We start from the raw sequence: 14,782 nt of genomic DNA on the forward strand, positions 1-14,782 counted from the left end.
TGAATGGCTCCTTCCTGTCAGATGACCCGAAACGACTGTCCGCTTGTCGGAATATCCGAAGCTCGGATGGATTTGTGCGGGTCCGGCGCCCTAGCCGGCGTTGTGGCTGCCGTCGCAGAGGGGCGCCTTGCCGGTGGCCTTGCAGCCGCAGAAGAAGGCCTTGCCGGTCTTTTCAGCGGTGTATTTGACCGGGGTGAGGTCGGTGGTCTTGTGACTGCCGTCGCAGAAGGGCTGGCGGGCCGACAGGCCGCAGGAACACCACCAGTAGTCCTTGCCCTCTTCCACATCGATGGCGAAGGGGGTGTCGGCGGCGCGAACGGGGGCGGTCATGGCGGTATCCCTGAAGGTTGTCTGCAAGGGGAGTTTGAGCCCCCCTTGCGTGAACCTCAATAGCCACGTGAGATTTGGTGGGACCTAGAATTCGTCCCAGTCGTCGGTGACGTGGGAAATGGAGGGCGCCAGGGCCAGGGCGCCATGGGTCGCCAGCCGCCCGGTCTGGGGCTCTGGTCTTTCCACGGCGAAGGTCACAAGGCTCGACCGTGACGAGCTCAGTTCGAAACCCTGGATCTGTTGGCGAAGGACTTCGGATTTCTGCCGGATGGCCCGGCTGGTGATCCGGGTTTCCTCGACCATGCCGACATTCTGCTGGGTGGACTGGTCCATCTGGTTCACCGCCTCATTGACCTGCGACAGGGCTGCGGCCTGCTGCTGGGCCGAGGCGGCGATGTCGGAGATCAGGGCGTCGATGCGGGCCACCTGATCGACAATATCGTTCAGGGCCTGGCCCGTGGCGTTGACGTGGCTGACCCCGCTGGAAACCTGGGTTTCCGAGGCGCGTATCAGGGTCTTGATCTCCTTGGCGGCGTCAGCCGAACGCTGGGCCAGGGCCCGGACTTCGGAGGCGACCACGGCAAAGCCGCGACCGGCTTCACCGGCCCGGGCGGCTTCGACCCCGGCATTGAGGGCCAGCAGGTTGGTCTGGAAGGCGATCTCGTCAATGACCCCGATGATCTGGGTGATCTGCCTGGAAGAGGACTCAATCTCGCTCATGGCCGACACGGCCTGGCCAACAATGCTTCCGGACTGGTTGGCGCCATCCTTGGCCTGGGCGACGAACTGGCGGGCTTCCTGGGCGATCAGGGAGGTCTGGCCGACGGTCGCCGTGAGTTCGTCAAAGGCGGCGGCGGTTTCGCTGAGGGACGCAGACTGCTGTTCGGTCCTGTGGGCCACATCATCGGTTGCGGCGGCGATATCCATGACGCCTTCGTCCATGGCGGCGGTGGACGAGGCGATGCTCGACAGCAGATTGTCCAGGGCGTCAAGCGCAGCGTTGAAGTCCTGCCGCAGTTGTTCGTACTCCGCCGGGAAGGGTCTGGTCAGGCGCACGGTAAGCCTGCCTGCGGCGACTTCGGCGAGGCTTCGGGCAAGGCTGGTGACAACATCGCTGCGCACCTGATCGGCCTCCAGCAGGGACTGCTCATTGGCATGCTTGTCTTCATCCAGCTTCTGCAGGGCGGCCACAGCGCTGTTGAAATCGCCACGAAGCTTTTCGTATTCGGGCGGGAAGGGGTTTTCGAGGCGGATGATCAGGTGGCCTTCAGCCACCAGGAAGAGGGCGTCGGCGATCTCGCTGATGACCCGGCTGCGAATCTTGTCCTGCTCCTGCTGAGCGGCCTCATGCTCGGCGCGCTCTGCGGCGGCGGCTTCCCTCTGGGCGTCCTGCTCTGCCTGGAGGGCCTGCCGCTGGGCGGCGCTCTGCCGGAAGTTCTCCACGGAGTGAGCCATGTCGCCAACTTCATCCTGGCGGTCGGCAAAGGGCGGCAGTCGGCTGAAGTCGCCAGAGGCCAGGTTCGACATGTAGGTCGAGATGGCCTTGATCGGCGCGACAACCCGGCTGCTGACCGTGCGGACACCCAGATAGACTGCAAGGCTGGTCAGGGCGCCTGCCAGGAAGAGGATGAGGCGGCTGAGGGTGACGGCGTCCTCAGCGGACTTCAGTTCAGCTCGGGTATAGGCGTCCAGGGCCGGAACCATGGTGTCCACGGCCTTCCGGTGGTCGCGATAGGCCGAAGTGATCTGGGCGCCGACCTGATGAATCCGGGTTGCGTCGCCGGCCTTAGCGGCGGGCAGGAACTGCTCATCCACAAGCTTCCAGAAGGTCTGTGCGGCGGCGTCTGAAGGACCGAAAAGGACCTGACCGATTTCCGAAGGCGGCGCCTTGGCCTTCCAGTGGGCGAGGCGGTCGCGATAGGCCTTGTGAAGGCCTGCGAGCTTCGGACCATTTTCGGTGAGGGCGCCGGCTGGATCGGCCATGATCTCCTGAACCGCCAGCTGGGACTCCACCAGATAAAGCGGCGGCGGCAGGATGTCGGCGGTTAAGTCCTTGGCGTCGGAGATCAGCTGGAATTTCCCGCCCCCGACCCTGACCTGCTCCATGGCGACATATGAAATCGCCCCTGATGCCAGGGTTGCGGCGATCAGCAGCCCGCCGAGCCAGCGGGTCCCTTGTTCAATCCGGATGGCCATGGAAACCCCTTAGTCCTCAACTGGACGTGAGGGTCCCGCGATTTGGCTAAGACTTGCTAAATATCATGATACCGCATCCTGCGGTGGCGAACGCTGCGCGGGCCGCTATCGGGACTAGAATTCTTCCCAGCCGTCCTGGTCGATATTCAGGGCCAGGGCGCCCTGGGTGCGGGGCGGGAGCTTGCGGCTGACCGGAGGCTGGGCCTGTAGCTGCGGCGAAGCGACAGCCGGCCTGGCCCGGGTGGTTCTGAAGCCGCCGATCTGGCCCGAAAGGTCCTTGGCGTTGCCGCGCATGATGTGGGAGGCGGCGGTGGTTTCCTCGACCATGGCGGCATTCTGCTGGGTCATGTCGTCCATGCGGTTGACCGCAACATTGACCTCGGAAAGGGCCGAGGCCTGTTCCTGGGCGGAGCCGGCGATGTCGGTGATCAGGGTGTCGATATGGGTGACCTGGTCGATGATCCTGCGCAGGGCTGCGCCAGTGTCGTTGACCTGGGCCACACCCTTGCCCACGAGGCTTCCCGAGGTCTCGATAAGGTCGCGTATCTCCTTGGCGGCGTCGGATGACCTCTGGGCCAGGGAGCGCACTTCCGAGGCGACAACCGCGAAGCCACGGCCGAACTCGCCGGCGCGGGCGGCCTCGACCCCGGCATTGAGGGCCAGCAGGCTGGTCTGGAAGGCGATCTCGTTGATGACCCCGATGATCTGGGTGATCTGGCGGGAGGACTCTTCAATCGAGCCCATGGCGGCGACCGTCTGGGTGACCACCTCGCCGGAATGCAGGGCGTTCTCCTTGGCCTCGGCGACGAACTGCCGGGCGGACTGGGCGACCGTGGACGTCTGCTGGACAGTGGCGGTCAGCTCATCCATGGCCGCGGCGGTTTCCTCCAGGGAGGCGGCCTGCATTTCGGTTCGGCGGGCCAGATCGTCGGCCGCGTGGGCGATTTCGGTGGCGCCGCTTTCCACACCAGAGGTGGTCTCGCCGATGGAGGCGATCAACCGATCCATGGCCTCCACAGCGGCGTTGAAGTCTTCGCGGAGCCGCTGATAGGCCGGGGGGAAGTTCTCGACAATGCGGGCGGTCAGGTCGCCCTGCGCAAGGCTGGAGAGCGCCCTGGCCAGGACATCCACAAGGTGTTGCTGCTGGGCGGCGGCTTCGGTGCGGGCGCGCTCGTCAGAGGAGGCCATCTGGCTGGCGGCCCGGTTGAAATCCAGTCGCAACTGCTCATAGCTGGCGGCGAAGGGCTGATGGATCTGGGTGGCCAGATTCCCGTCAGCCAGGGCGGCCAGGGCCTGTCCCAGGGCGTCGACCAGGGACTGCTGCTCTGCGGCGGCGTCAGCCCGGGCCTGGGCGCTGGCGCTGGCCATCTGGGTGGTGGCGGCGTTGAAGTCATCGCGCAGACGCTCATAGGCGCCGGGGAAGATGTCTTCGATCCGGGTGGTCAGGTCGCCGGCTGCAAGGGCGGAAAGGCCTTGGGTCAGGGCGTCGACGACCTGCTCCTGTTCCTCGGCGGCCTTCAGGCGGACCGCCTCGTCTTCCAGCCTGCGCTGTTCGGTCTTCTGTCTGGCCATGGCGGTCCGCTGCAGGGACCAGACGCCGGCGCAGGCCATGCCCGCGAGCATCAGGATGGCCAGGATGGCGGCGTACTGGAAGGTCTTCACCGCCTTGTATGCCGAGCCCTTGTAGAAGCTGGCGTCCGCAGCGCTGGCGGAAACGAGCCATTTTGACCTTGGATCATTCACCTTGAGGGCCAGGAGTTCGGAATAGATGGCCGAGGCGTCGGCCTTGCCCTGACGCGCCAGATCGCCGGTTTCCTTGGAGCTCACCCCGCCCTGCGAGGGCAGGTAGACTCCATAGGTGGTGTTGACGACCGCGAACTCCCTGGCTGGCAGGAGTTTGCGGATGGCGTTGTCCCGGATGATGGCGGCGATGACGCCCTTGAACTTCCCGTCTGGTCCATAGAAGGGGACGGAGAACAGCAGGCCCCGGCGGTCAGCGTCGTTGAGGGTCTTGGCGTAGTCGGTGTTGTCGCAGGTGATGACTGATGGGCCGGAAACCATGGGGGTGTTCAGGCCATCGATCTTGCTGATGTCGCCCGCCTGGACCTTCAGCCAGACCATCTGCTCCTGGAAGAGGTGATATTCGTGGATCTCCGTTTCTTCCAGCTCAGGCCCGCTGGAGGCCTCTTCGACTTCTGCAGCCGGGGCCGCCCCAGTGATCAGGGTGTCGAACATCAGGGTCGGGACTTCGGGCTGACCGGTTGTGGGGTCGACCTTGTCGGGGTCCAGATCGGCCGGGACCACATAGACCTCTGACACGGCCACATTACTGGCCAGGTTGTTGTAGAGGGCCTGGATGGACTGGAGGCCGTCGGCGTCGAGGTTTTCGCCATGGCGGCTGATCTTGCGGACGCTTGGCAGGTAGCTGATGGTCCGCAGGGACTGATAGATCTGGTTGAACTCACCTTCGAGGTCCTTGTTGACCCCCAGGGAGACCTCATGCTGGTCGGCGCGAAAACGGGCCTTGGCCTGGCCGACATCAACCGCCGATTTGGCGAAGACGCCGCCGATCAGAACCAGGCTGATCGCCGCAATGCCTCCATAGGCCAGTTTGGAGTGAAGGACAGACTTCAGGTCTAGGGTCATGGTCGCCGCCGGTACAAGCTTAAATTGGCAATAAAATTCGCAACTTAAGGCTTGAACGAACACCAGTGACGCGGGTCTGTCGACGCAGGTCAGGGGCGAGCGGGGGAGGTTCGTTGCCTTGGGTTACGGCGCACTGTGAACTACAGGCTGGAAGCTCCGGCCATTCGGCTAAAATGGCATTAACAGGTCGGTGGTCTTGCGGCGGGCCATTTGGTGTGTGTACGCTGTAAAGATTAGAACAAACCCCAGGATTTCACATGGCTCTGCCCTCGATTCTCTCTTCCCGCCTGCGCATCCCGGTGATTGCGTCCCCCCTGTTCATCATTTCGGGTCCCGAGCTGGTCATCGCCCAGTGCAAGGCCGGCATTGTCGGATCCTTCCCTGCGCTGAATGCGCGGCCGGTGAGCCAGCTGGACGAATGGCTGGCCCAGATCACGGAAGAGCTTGCGGCCTGGGACAAGGCCAATCCAGATCGCCTCTCGGCACCCTTCGCCGTGAACCAGATCGTGCACAAGACCAACAACCGTCTTGAAGAGGATGTGGAGCTGGCCGTGAAGTACAAGGTGCCGGTGACCATCACTTCACTGGGCGCCCGGGAAGACGTGAACCAGGCCATGCACGGACATGGCGGCATCGTCATGCACGACGTGATCAATTCCAAGTTCGCCCGCAAGGCCATTGAAAAGGGCGCTGACGGCCTGATCCCCGTGGCGGCCGGCGCTGGCGGCCATGCCGGCGGCCTGTCGCCCTTCGCCCTGATCCAGGAACTGCGCGAGTGGTTTGACGGCCCCATCGCCCTGTCGGGCGCCATCGCCAACGGCCGGGCCGTTCTGGGCGCGCAGGCCATGGGCGCTGACCTGGCCTATATCGGGTCAGCCTTCATCGCGACCCAGGAAGCCCGGGCCGTGCAGGGCTACAAGGACATGATCGTCGAAAGCTCGGGCGATGACATCGTCTATTCGAACCTGTTCACCGGCGTGCACGGCAATTATCTGCGGCCGTCCATCGAGCGGGCGGGTCTGGATCCCGACAACCTGCCCCAGGCCGATCCGTCCAAGATGAACTTCGGTTCGGGCGGCAATCAGGAAGCCAAGGCCTGGAAGGACATCTGGGGCTGCGGCCAGGGCATTGGCGCGGTCAAGTCGATCCCGACGGCTGGCGAGCTGGTGGATCGTCTGGCTTCTGAATACGAAGCCGCCAAGGCCGAACTTGCGGCCAAGACGGCGCTGACGACCGGCGCGGTGCTGACGGCGGCCTAGGACTTACGGGGAGGGATGGGGTCAGACCCGTCCCTCCATCCCCGCTCTGATTAAAAGGCTTAGAGCACGCTTGTCGCGATAACCGGTTCCCACTTATCGCGTCGGGCTCTAGTCCCTGGACTTGCGGAATTTGGCGGCCTCGGCGGCGAGGTTGGCGGTCATGGCGACCCCTTCATCCTCTTCCGCCTGGAAGGGCAGGGTTCCCGCCACCCCGCGTACGGCCATCCAGAGCTGGACGTTGAAATGACTGAACATCCTTAGAGGACGCAGCTTTTCGTCGGTGACGTCCCAGCCCTCGGCGTCGAAGGCGGCGATCTGGTCGCGCACCGGCTTGCGTTCCATGCGGTCCCAGCCTTCAGGCCGCGGGACATCGTCGGCCTGATCGGCGGTGAGGCCGAATATGGCGACCGAGCATTCGTTGATCTCGGGAAACTCGTAAGCCGCGTCGGCGTCGGCATAGCGCGGCTTCATCAGGGCCTTCTGCTCCAGGTCGGCAATGCCGGGCAGGTCGATCAGGCGACGTCTTTTCATGGGGGCGTTATCGGCTTTCCACCAGGCCCCGTCCATTCATCTCATCGCCGGCATTCCTTGGCAGGCGGATGAAGAAGAAGAACGAGATGAAGGTTATGGCGCCCATGATGACAAAGGCCGGGGCGATGGTTTCGGCGGTGATGGTCGTCTGGTGATGGGCGACCATGAGCAGGTGAAGCATGGTGGCGGCCATGCCGGCGCCGATGGACTGGACCAGCTGCTGGACCATGGATGAGGTGGTGGAGGCGCGGCTCATCTGGTCCTGGTCGATCTCGGCGAAGGCCATGCCGTTGAGGCTGGTGAACTGCAGGGACCGGAAGAAGCCGCCAACCGCCAGGACGGCCATGATGACCATATGAGGGGTCGTGGGCTTGAAGAGACCATAGGCCATGAAGCTGACGGCGACGATGGCGGCGTTGACGCTGAGCACGGTGCGGAAGCCGAAGCGTCGCAGGATAGGCGGGGCGGCGGTCTTCATCACCAGGGCTCCGGCGGCGCTGATGAAGGTCATCAGGCCGGCGGCGAAAGCGTTCATGCCAAAGCCGATCTGCAGAAGCATGGCCAGGAGGAAGGGCGTCGCGCCCATGGCGACCCGCATGAATCCGCCGCCGATCACCGAGGCCCGGAAGGTCTCCAGGCGGAAGATGCTGAGGTCGATGATGGCGTGGGGGTTGTTCCTGGCGTGCAGGCCATAGAGGCCGAGGGATGCTGCGCCCAGCAGGAACAGGGCCGCCACTACGCCGGGGGGCAGGGCGCCGCGGCCAAGGTTCTCGAAGCCGAAGATGAGGCCGGCCAGACCCATGCCGGTCAGCAGTATGCCCGTGAGGTCGATGGGCGAGACGGCCTGCTCCTTCACATTGGGCACATAGGCGCGGACCAGGGCGACCCCAAGAATGGCGATGGGCAGGTTGATGAAGAAGATCCACCGCCAGTCCCAATAGGTGACGATGAAGCCGCCCAGGACGGGGCCGATGACGGGACCCAGCAGGGCCGGCATGGTCAGGACCGACATGGCGCCGACCAGTTCTGACTTCGGCGTGGTTCGCAGGAGGACCAGGCGGCCGACCGGCACCATCATGGCGCTGGCCATGCCCTGGAAGAGGCGGGCGGCGACCAGCTGGTTCAGGTTCTGGGCGAAACCGCAGGCCATGGAGGCTGCAGCAAACAGGACCATGGAGATCATGAAGATGCGCTTGGCGCCGAACCTGTCGGCGATCCAGCCACTGACCGGCAGGAAGACGGCCGAGGCCAGCAGGAACATGGTGATGGCCAGGTTCATGCTGAGGGGGTCTTCGTGCAGGGACCTGGCCATGGTCGGCAGGGCGTTGGAAATGACCGTCGCCGTCAGGGTCTGCATGAGCATGGCCGAGCCGATAATGGCCGGAACGATCCAGCCCCGGACGACGGCGGCCCGGGGATCATCCATGGGGGGCTCTGGATCAGCGTCGCTCAAGGACCGGCCTCGTGGGGACGTGAAAAGGCACCATGCAAAAGGACCCGGAAAAAGCGACGCGAAATATGGGCCAGTCTAGCCCCCTGAGGTGAGGGACGGAAAGTGTATATAAAATACACTTATGAAGGCGTCTCCTAACCTCCCCGAACCAGGATACGGCGGGCCTGGAAGGGGGGAATAATGGCGGTGATGTGGGCGGCCCAACGCAGGCGGGCGTCATGCCGGGTCGGGCCAGCCAGGCTTTCCAGGTCAAAGCGTCCGGGCTCGCTGCCGCGCAGGAGGCGTTTGACCAGGACCTCATCGGTCTCCATTTCAACCACGACGATCTGACCCAGCATGTCAGGTGTCGGCGGGGTCCGCTGATCCTCGAAATAGATCAGGGCGCCGTCATCGGCCAGACCGCGCATGGAATGGCCGCTGACCTGCAGGGCTACGGCATTTTCCGTGCCGCCAGGGGGAATAGGGGCCAGATCCCAGCCTTCCTGACCGGTTGCGAAGAGGACGGTTCCGTCCGGATTTGCGCCCACCATGCCCTTCACCCGAACCATCCCGCCCTGACCGCCAACAAGAAAGGGGCCGCCGGCGCGCATGGGGCCAGAGGCGTCATAGAGCCATTCAGGGCGGACTCCGAAGGCGTCGGCGTAGAGTTTGGCCTTGCGATAGGAGTAGGGGGCGTTGCCGTTTTCGTTGGACGCATAGGTGTTGCGGTTCCAGCCGAAGGAGTCCGCCGCAGCTGCGGCGGTGTCGAAGCCCTTTTCGGTGCGCGCATGGCGCAGGCGCTGGAAGCGATCGTCCATGGGGCATAGGACCAGACTTGTCGCTGTATGTAAACTACACCTTTTCCTTGCGTGTTCACTGTATGTTCTATACAGTCTGCATCATGAAACACGACACCCTCCCTCGGCGGCCACATGCCCAAGAATACGCTGTCCTACGTCAGATCGGGACGCACCCTGATCGCGCCCGTGCCGAGCTCGGCCTCGACGGGCTGACCGCAGGCCGGCTTGAAAAGGTCTTCCGAAGACGGAAGCAAGGCGGGCCCCAGCTGCCGAGTTTTGCGCGCCATGACGCCCATGTGGCGGCCGTCATGGCGCAGGGCGGTTTCTGGAGTTTCTCCGAGCGGACCCTCGGCAAGGGCCTGTCCGCCATCTGCCTTCCCCTGACGCCCCCGACTGTTTGAGGAGCCAATCCATGCCCAGACCCTACAACCCTGCACGCCCCGAAAGGGCGCGTCTGATCCAGCTCGACCAAAGGGATCGCGCCCGGCGCGAGTCCTGTGAGGTTGCAGCCGGCGTGGCGGAGACCACCGCCCTATCCCGCGCCCGGGGCGCCGCCCTGGTGGTCCAGCTGGGCGCCCAAAGACGGCCCGGTCCCGTCCGGCGCCTGACTGGCCTGGACTGGCTGGCCCGAAAGGGTCGGCTGAACCCTGCCCAGAAGCTGGTGGGCGAGCGCTATGGCCGAGCCTGGCGACGGGCCGAGGGGGCGGCGCGGATCGGATCGAGCCTGAACATGGTTCCCGGCGGCGGCCGCGATCACGACGCCCTGTCGGTGGGCGAGGCGAGGGCGGCCAGCGCCCGACGGCTGGCCATGCTCCGGGCCATGGTGAAGGGGCAGGGGGATCTGGTGGCGGCCTGTGACCAGATCTGCGGCGCCGAGCTGACTCCGCGGGAGGCGACAGCCAATGGCGTTCAGGCAGCGCGGCTGGAGGGCCTGTTGCTGGTGGCGCTGGACCTGATGGCAGACGAACAAGGTTCCGAAAATTCGCCGGCTAGAACCAACTGAGGGGCCCAGTCCCTCGACAACCCGTGATAGGCCCTTCGTCCCATGTCCCCCGTCCGAAACCTGATCCTCGTCCTTGGCGACCAGCTGACGCCGACCCTGTCGAGCCTTGCCGCTGGAGACCCGGCGCGCGACCGGGTGCTGATGGCCGAACTGCAGGACGAGGCCAGCTATGTCCGCCACCACAAGAAGAAGATCGCCTTCCTGTTCTCGGCCATGCGGCACTTCGCCGAAGAGCTGAGGGGGTTGGGGTGGACGGTGGACTATGTGAAGCTGGACGCGGCGGACAACAGCGGAAGCTTTACCGACCAGGTCGCCGCCGCCATTGCGGCTCATCAACCCCAACAGGTGCTGGTCACCGAGGCCGGGGAGTGGCGGGTGGCGGAGATGATGCGGGGCTGGGCCGAGCGGTTCAGTCTTCCGGTCACGATCCTGCCCGACGACCGGTACCTGTGCTCACATGCCGAATTCCGCAGCTGGGCCGAAGGCCGCAAGCAATTGCGGATGGAGTATTTCTATCGGGACATGCGCCGCCGGACCGGCCTGCTGATGGACGGCGACCAGCCGGTGGGCGGTCAGTGGAATTTCGACGCCGACAACCGCAAGCCCGCTGAGGCTGGCCTATTCATGCCCAGGCCCAGGGTCTGCCAGCCAGACGCCATAACCCAGGAGGTGCTGGCCCTGGTTTCGGCGCGGTTTGCGAACCATTTCGGCAGCCTTGCGCCCTTCTGGTTTGCGGTCACCCGTGAAGACGCGGAGGCGGCGCTGACGGCTTTCGTGGATCAGGCCCTGCCGAAGTTCGGGGACTATCAGGACGCCATGCTGACGGGGGAGCCCTTCCTCTATCATGCGGTCATCGCCCAGTACCTGAACTGCGGCCTTCTTGATCCGCTGGAGGTCTGCCGAAAGGTCGAGGCGGCTTATCGCGCAGGCAAGGCGCCCCTGAACGCCGCCGAGGGCTTCATCCGGCAGATCATTGGCTGGCGGGAGTATGTCCGGGGCATCTACTGGCTGAAAATGCCGGGCTATGAGACCAGCAACTTCTTCGACCACACCCGGCCCCTGCCGGACTTCTACTGGACGGGGGAGACGGATATGGCCTGTGTCCGGGCGACCGTGACCCAGACCCGGGATCACGCCTATGCCCATCACATCCAGCGCCTGATGGTCACCGGCAATTTCGCCCTGTTGGCGGGGATTGACCCCCACGCCCTGCATGAGTGGTACCTGAGCGTCTATGCCGACGCCTATGAGTGGGTGGAGCTGCCCAATACGGTGGGGATGAGCCAGTTCGCTGACGGGGGTCTGCTGGCGTCCAAGCCCTATGCAGCCAGCGGCGCCTATATCAACCGGATGTCCAACTACTGCGGAACCTGCGCCTTTGACGTGAAGCAGAGGACCGGTCCCAGGGCCTGCCCGTTCAATGCCCTCTATTGGGACTTCATCGCCCGCAGCCGGGAAAAGATCGGGTCCAATCCCCGCATGGCCCAGATGGTCCGGACCTATGACAGGTTCAGTCCCGACGAGCAGGGAAGGATTGCCGACAGTGCAGCGACCTTCCTGGCGAAGCTCTGATGGACAAGCGCTACACCAAGTCCAACCTGCCGCAGAAGATTTGCCTGGCCTGCGGACGACCCTTTGACTGGCGCAAGAAGTGGGCCCGGGACTGGGAAAACGTGAAGACCTGCTCGGACCGCTGCAAGGGCGATCTCCGGCGCAAGCCCACCTCTCCAAGGTCATAGGTGAGCCAGGCGAGGCGCTGAAGCGGCCGGATGCAGATTTGATCTGCCTCTGGACTCGACGCGGACTTCGGTTCTAGAGCGGGGCCATGGGCAATCCCGGTGCGATGAACGGAAGGTTCTCGCGGCTCGCCATGACCATGGCGATGCTGGCGGTGATGATCCGCGTTCTGATCCCGGCGGGCTTCATGGTCGCGCCTGGCTCTGAGGCGGGCGGTTCGCGGATCGTGATCTGTTCTCCCCAGGGCGCGGTCGAGGTTCTGATCGACTCGTCTGGCAACCGGGTGAAGCCGCCTGCGGATGACCACGGCAAGAGCAAGGTCGGGGAACATCCCTGCGCCTTTGCGACCGTCGCAACCGCGACCCTGACGTCCGACCTGGTGATTGAGGCGGGGGCAGCGGTCTATTCCGACCTCGCATCAGCGTCGTCTTCGCCGGCCCAAAGACCTGGCCTGGGGCTCGCCGCCCCGCCGCCGCCCAAGACCGGCCCGCCAATCCTGCTCTGACCCCGACAGGCCGCTTCGGTCCTGTCCGCGTGTGCGCCATGCCTTCGCCTGATCGCGAGGTCCTGCGCGCCGACACGTCATTCAAAGTCATGAATTTTCGGTCGCCAGGGTGCTGGCCGCCACAGGATCAGAGCCATGAAGTCATATCTTTTCGCCAGCAGCATGCTTGTTGGTTCCGCGCTGCTCGCCAGCGCTTCCCCCGCCTTCGCCCAGATCGCCGACAAGTCCGCTGGCCGGACTGACAGTTGGGTCAGCGAAGTGGTCGTCGCGGGCAGGCGGGACACCTTCGCCGCCCCGACGGCGACGACGGCCACCCGCACAGCAACGCCCACGGAAGAAATTCCGCAGTCCATTCAAAGTCTGACCCGGACCTTCATCGAAGAGCAGGATCTTCAGACCGTTTCGGCGGCCCTTGTGAACATTTCAGGGGTCGCGCCGGCGCCGATTTCCGAGATCGTGCTCCAGGCGCCCAAGGTTCGCGGATTTGAGGCCTCGTATTACATCGATGGCCTGCCAGCTTACGGCCTGCCGAGCGGGACAGTCGATCCGGGTTCCCTGATCAATGTCGAGCGGGTTGAGGTGGCCAAGGGGCCGGCAAGCACACTCTATGGCGGCGGAACCGGCGCGCCGCTGGCGGGGCTGATCAATCTGGTTTCGCGCGACCCGGGCCAGACCCGAAGCTTTGAGCTGGGCCTCAGGGCCGGAAGTTTCAACACCCGCAGCCTCGACGGGGACTTCAACCTGCCCCTGTCGGACAATGGCGCGGGATTTCGGCTTACGGGGTTCTATGAGGCGGCCGACAGCGCCATCCGGTCCGTGGACAGCCGTCGCTACGCCATCTATCCGACCCTTGGCCTGAACCTCGGCGTCGACACCCACCTGACCCTCCGCGGACAGGTCACACGGATCGAGCAACAGGAGTATGCGGGGCTGCCCTATGCCCTCATCAATCAGGCTTCCGTCGACCGCTTCGCCTTTGCCGGCGCTGAAGATGCGCCGCCTACGACCATCGACAACAAGCTTCTGACGGCGACCCTGACTCACCGGTTCACTGATCGCTGGGAAGGCACTTTGACGGCCCGGCGCTATAACAGTCATTTCGAGGAGTTCTCGACCTTCCCCTTCACGGGCGCTCCGATTGCGGGAACGGTCTATGCCTTCGCCTCTGCTTCCCTGCCCACGAAGGTCAGCCAGACTTTCCTGACAGCGAGCCTGCTGCGCAAGGCGGGCGAGGGGCCTGTGGCTCACGAGATCCTGCTGGGCGTCGACTATGACAAGGCAGACTATTCCGCAGGCCTCGGCTTCGGCTTTGTGGGCGTGGTCGACTACGCCAACCGGACCACCAATCCGACGTTTGGTGCGGCGCCCGTGCTCAGCGACCGGCAGGTAGACAGCATGAACAGTGCGGCGGTCTATGTGCAGGACCAGGTCGGCATCGGCGAAAACCTTGATGTGACGGTGAGCCTGAGGTGGACCTCTCTCGACATCACCAGCAGCTATGTGAGCGGCGGCGTTCCATTTGTGAACACCGACAAGTCCTACAGCCGCGTGACGCCCAGAATTGGCGCCACCTACAGGATTACCCCGGGAATTTCCGCCTTTGCCGGATATGGAGAGGGCTTCAAGGGACTTGTGGCCTCGTTTGGTCTGACGGATCCCAAGCCCGAGACTTCGCAATCCTATGAAGCGGGACTGAAGTTCACGGCGCCGATCAGGGGTCTGACCGGCACGGCGTCGATCTATCAGGTGGCGCGTCAGAATGTGAGCACGCCTGATCCGGCGAACCCCTTTGCGTCCCTTCAGACCGGGGAACAGAAGGCCAAGGGCTTCGAGCTTGATCTGGTCTATGAGCCGAACCCTGCTCTGTCAGTGCTCGCCACCTTCGCCCATACAGAGGCCGAGGTCAGCAAGGACAACCTCCTGCCGGTTGGCGATCGCCTGACACGGACACCCGAGAATGCCGGTCGGATCGCCCTGAGGTATCGCTTCCAGTCGCAGGTGCTGAAGGGCCTGGAGATCGGCGGCGGCCTGACGGCGGTTTCCGACCGGGAACTGACCTTGCCAAACAGCCTGCATGTGGGCGGATCAACCCTTGTGGACGCCCAGGCGTCCTACGCGTTTGGACCAAGGACCAGCCTGTCGCTCTCGGTGGTGAACCTTACCGACAGCGACGCCTATGAGCCTTACCAATATCTCGCCCGGGCGGTGGTCGCCCCGACCCAGCCGCGTTCGGCCTTCATCACGCTCAGAGCCAAGTTCTAGGGGCGACCAGCCTCACCCCCTGCAAGGAGACAGCAAGTGACATTTGACCTGAAACCTATCTGGCTGAGGCGGGTTGCGACC

The 14,782-nt window shown here is 64.3% G+C and carries 13 protein-coding genes; 7 read left to right on the plus strand and 6 right to left on the minus strand.

Going from position 1 to position 14,782, the window contains the following annotated elements; genetic code table 11:
* Positions 1–90: 90 nt before the first annotated feature.
* From CFE28_06455 to CFE28_06465, 3 genes are all read right to left on the minus strand, one after another.
* A complete protein-coding gene (locus CFE28_06455; GenBank protein ID OYU71587.1) occupies positions 91–330 on the minus strand; it encodes a glutamate synthase in 240 nt (79 codons plus the stop codon).
* 84 nt (positions 331–414) lie between these two features.
* A complete protein-coding gene (locus CFE28_06460; GenBank protein ID OYU69674.1) occupies positions 415–2,526 on the minus strand; it encodes a hypothetical protein in 2,112 nt (703 codons plus the stop codon).
* Positions 2,527–2,640: 114 nt separating this feature from the next.
* Entirely contained in the window at positions 2,641–5,172 is a 2,532-nt protein-coding gene (locus CFE28_06465) for a hypothetical protein (GenBank protein ID OYU69675.1), read from the minus strand.
* A gap of 257 nt (positions 5,173–5,429) precedes the next feature.
* On the opposite strand from CFE28_06465, the gene CFE28_06470 reads away from it, so the two are divergent.
* Positions 5,430–6,431 carry a nitronate monooxygenase gene (locus CFE28_06470; protein ID OYU69676.1) on the plus strand — a complete coding sequence of 334 codons (1,002 nt, stop codon included), beginning with the start codon at positions 5,430–5,432 and terminating at the stop codon, positions 6,429–6,431.
* A gap of 108 nt (positions 6,432–6,539) precedes the next feature.
* Here CFE28_06470 and CFE28_06475 read toward each other — a convergent pair whose 3' ends face one another.
* The 3 genes from CFE28_06475 to CFE28_06485 all read right to left on the minus strand — a co-directional run bounded on the left by CFE28_06475 (position 6,540) and on the right by CFE28_06485 (position 9,212).
* A complete protein-coding gene (locus tag CFE28_06475) occupies positions 6,540–6,962 on the minus strand; it encodes a hypothetical protein (protein OYU69677.1) in 423 nt (140 codons plus the stop codon).
* A 7-nt stretch (positions 6,963–6,969) separates the two neighbouring features.
* On the minus strand, positions 6,970–8,388 hold the full coding sequence (locus tag CFE28_06480; protein ID OYU69678.1) for an MFS transporter: 1,419 nt from the start codon (positions 8,386–8,388) through the stop codon (positions 6,970–6,972).
* A gap of 161 nt (positions 8,389–8,549) precedes the next feature.
* Entirely contained in the window at positions 8,550–9,212 is a 663-nt protein-coding gene (locus tag CFE28_06485) for a peptidase S24 (protein OYU69679.1), read from the minus strand.
* Positions 9,213–9,274: 62 nt separating this feature from the next.
* Here CFE28_06485 and CFE28_06490 point away from each other — a divergent pair, with 62 nt between their 5' ends.
* The 6 genes from CFE28_06490 (at position 9,275) to CFE28_06515 (ending at position 14,701) form a co-directional block, all read left to right on the plus strand.
* The gene (locus tag CFE28_06490; GenBank protein ID OYU69680.1) at positions 9,275–9,595 is read left to right on the plus strand and encodes a hypothetical protein; all 321 of its coding nucleotides are present in this window, start codon (positions 9,275–9,277) and stop codon (positions 9,593–9,595) included.
* 11 nt (positions 9,596–9,606) lie between these two features.
* Complete coding sequence (locus CFE28_06495) at positions 9,607–10,197, plus strand: hypothetical protein (protein ID OYU69681.1); 591 nt, start codon at positions 9,607–9,609, stop codon at positions 10,195–10,197.
* A 42-nt stretch (positions 10,198–10,239) separates the two neighbouring features.
* Complete coding sequence (locus CFE28_06500; GenBank protein ID OYU69682.1) at positions 10,240–11,769, plus strand: cryptochrome/photolyase family protein; 1,530 nt, start codon at positions 10,240–10,242, stop codon at positions 11,767–11,769.
* On the plus strand, positions 11,769–11,936 hold the full coding sequence (locus CFE28_06505) for a DUF2256 domain-containing protein (protein OYU69683.1): 168 nt from the start codon (positions 11,769–11,771) through the stop codon (positions 11,934–11,936). Before CFE28_06500 ends, CFE28_06505 begins: the two co-directional genes overlap by 1 nt.
* Before the next feature lie 86 nt (positions 11,937–12,022).
* Positions 12,023–12,439, plus strand: a complete 417-nt coding sequence (locus CFE28_06510) for a hypothetical protein (GenBank protein ID OYU69684.1) — start codon at positions 12,023–12,025, stop codon at positions 12,437–12,439.
* A 135-nt stretch (positions 12,440–12,574) separates the two neighbouring features.
* Entirely contained in the window at positions 12,575–14,701 is a 2,127-nt protein-coding gene (locus tag CFE28_06515) for a TonB-dependent siderophore receptor (protein OYU69685.1), read from the plus strand.
* Positions 14,702–14,782: the final 81 nt, after the last annotated feature.

The organism is Alphaproteobacteria bacterium PA2 (assembly GCA_002256425.1).
GTDB lineage: Bacteria > Pseudomonadota > Alphaproteobacteria > Caulobacterales > Caulobacteraceae > Phenylobacterium.

Bases quoted from the DNA above. Each gene is read 5' to 3' on its own strand.
- CFE28_06455 (OYU71587.1), bottom strand. From the start codon at position 330: ATGACCGCCCCCGTTCGCGCCGCCGACACCCCCTTCGCCATCGATGTG.
- CFE28_06460 (OYU69674.1), bottom strand. From the start codon at position 2,526: ATGGCCATCCGGATTGAACAAGGGACCCGCTGGCTCGGCGGGCTGCTG.
- CFE28_06465 (OYU69675.1), bottom strand. From the start codon at position 5,172: ATGACCCTAGACCTGAAGTCTGTCCTTCACTCCAAACTGGCCTATGGA.
- CFE28_06470 (OYU69676.1), top strand. From the start codon at position 5,430: ATGGCTCTGCCCTCGATTCTCTCTTCCCGCCTGCGCATCCCGGTGATT.
- CFE28_06475 (OYU69677.1), bottom strand. From the start codon at position 6,962: ATGAAAAGACGTCGCCTGATCGACCTGCCCGGCATTGCCGACCTGGAG.
- CFE28_06480 (OYU69678.1), bottom strand. From the start codon at position 8,388: ATGGATGATCCCCGGGCCGCCGTCGTCCGGGGCTGGATCGTTCCGGCC.
- CFE28_06485 (OYU69679.1), bottom strand. From the start codon at position 9,212: ATGGACGATCGCTTCCAGCGCCTGCGCCATGCGCGCACCGAAAAGGGC.
- CFE28_06490 (OYU69680.1), top strand. From the start codon at position 9,275: ATGTTCTATACAGTCTGCATCATGAAACACGACACCCTCCCTCGGCGG.
- CFE28_06495 (OYU69681.1), top strand. From the start codon at position 9,607: ATGCCCAGACCCTACAACCCTGCACGCCCCGAAAGGGCGCGTCTGATC.
- CFE28_06500 (OYU69682.1), top strand. From the start codon at position 10,240: ATGTCCCCCGTCCGAAACCTGATCCTCGTCCTTGGCGACCAGCTGACG.
- CFE28_06505 (OYU69683.1), top strand. From the start codon at position 11,769: ATGGACAAGCGCTACACCAAGTCCAACCTGCCGCAGAAGATTTGCCTG.
- CFE28_06510 (OYU69684.1), top strand. From the start codon at position 12,023: ATGGGCAATCCCGGTGCGATGAACGGAAGGTTCTCGCGGCTCGCCATG.
- CFE28_06515 (OYU69685.1), top strand. From the start codon at position 12,575: ATGAAGTCATATCTTTTCGCCAGCAGCATGCTTGTTGGTTCCGCGCTG.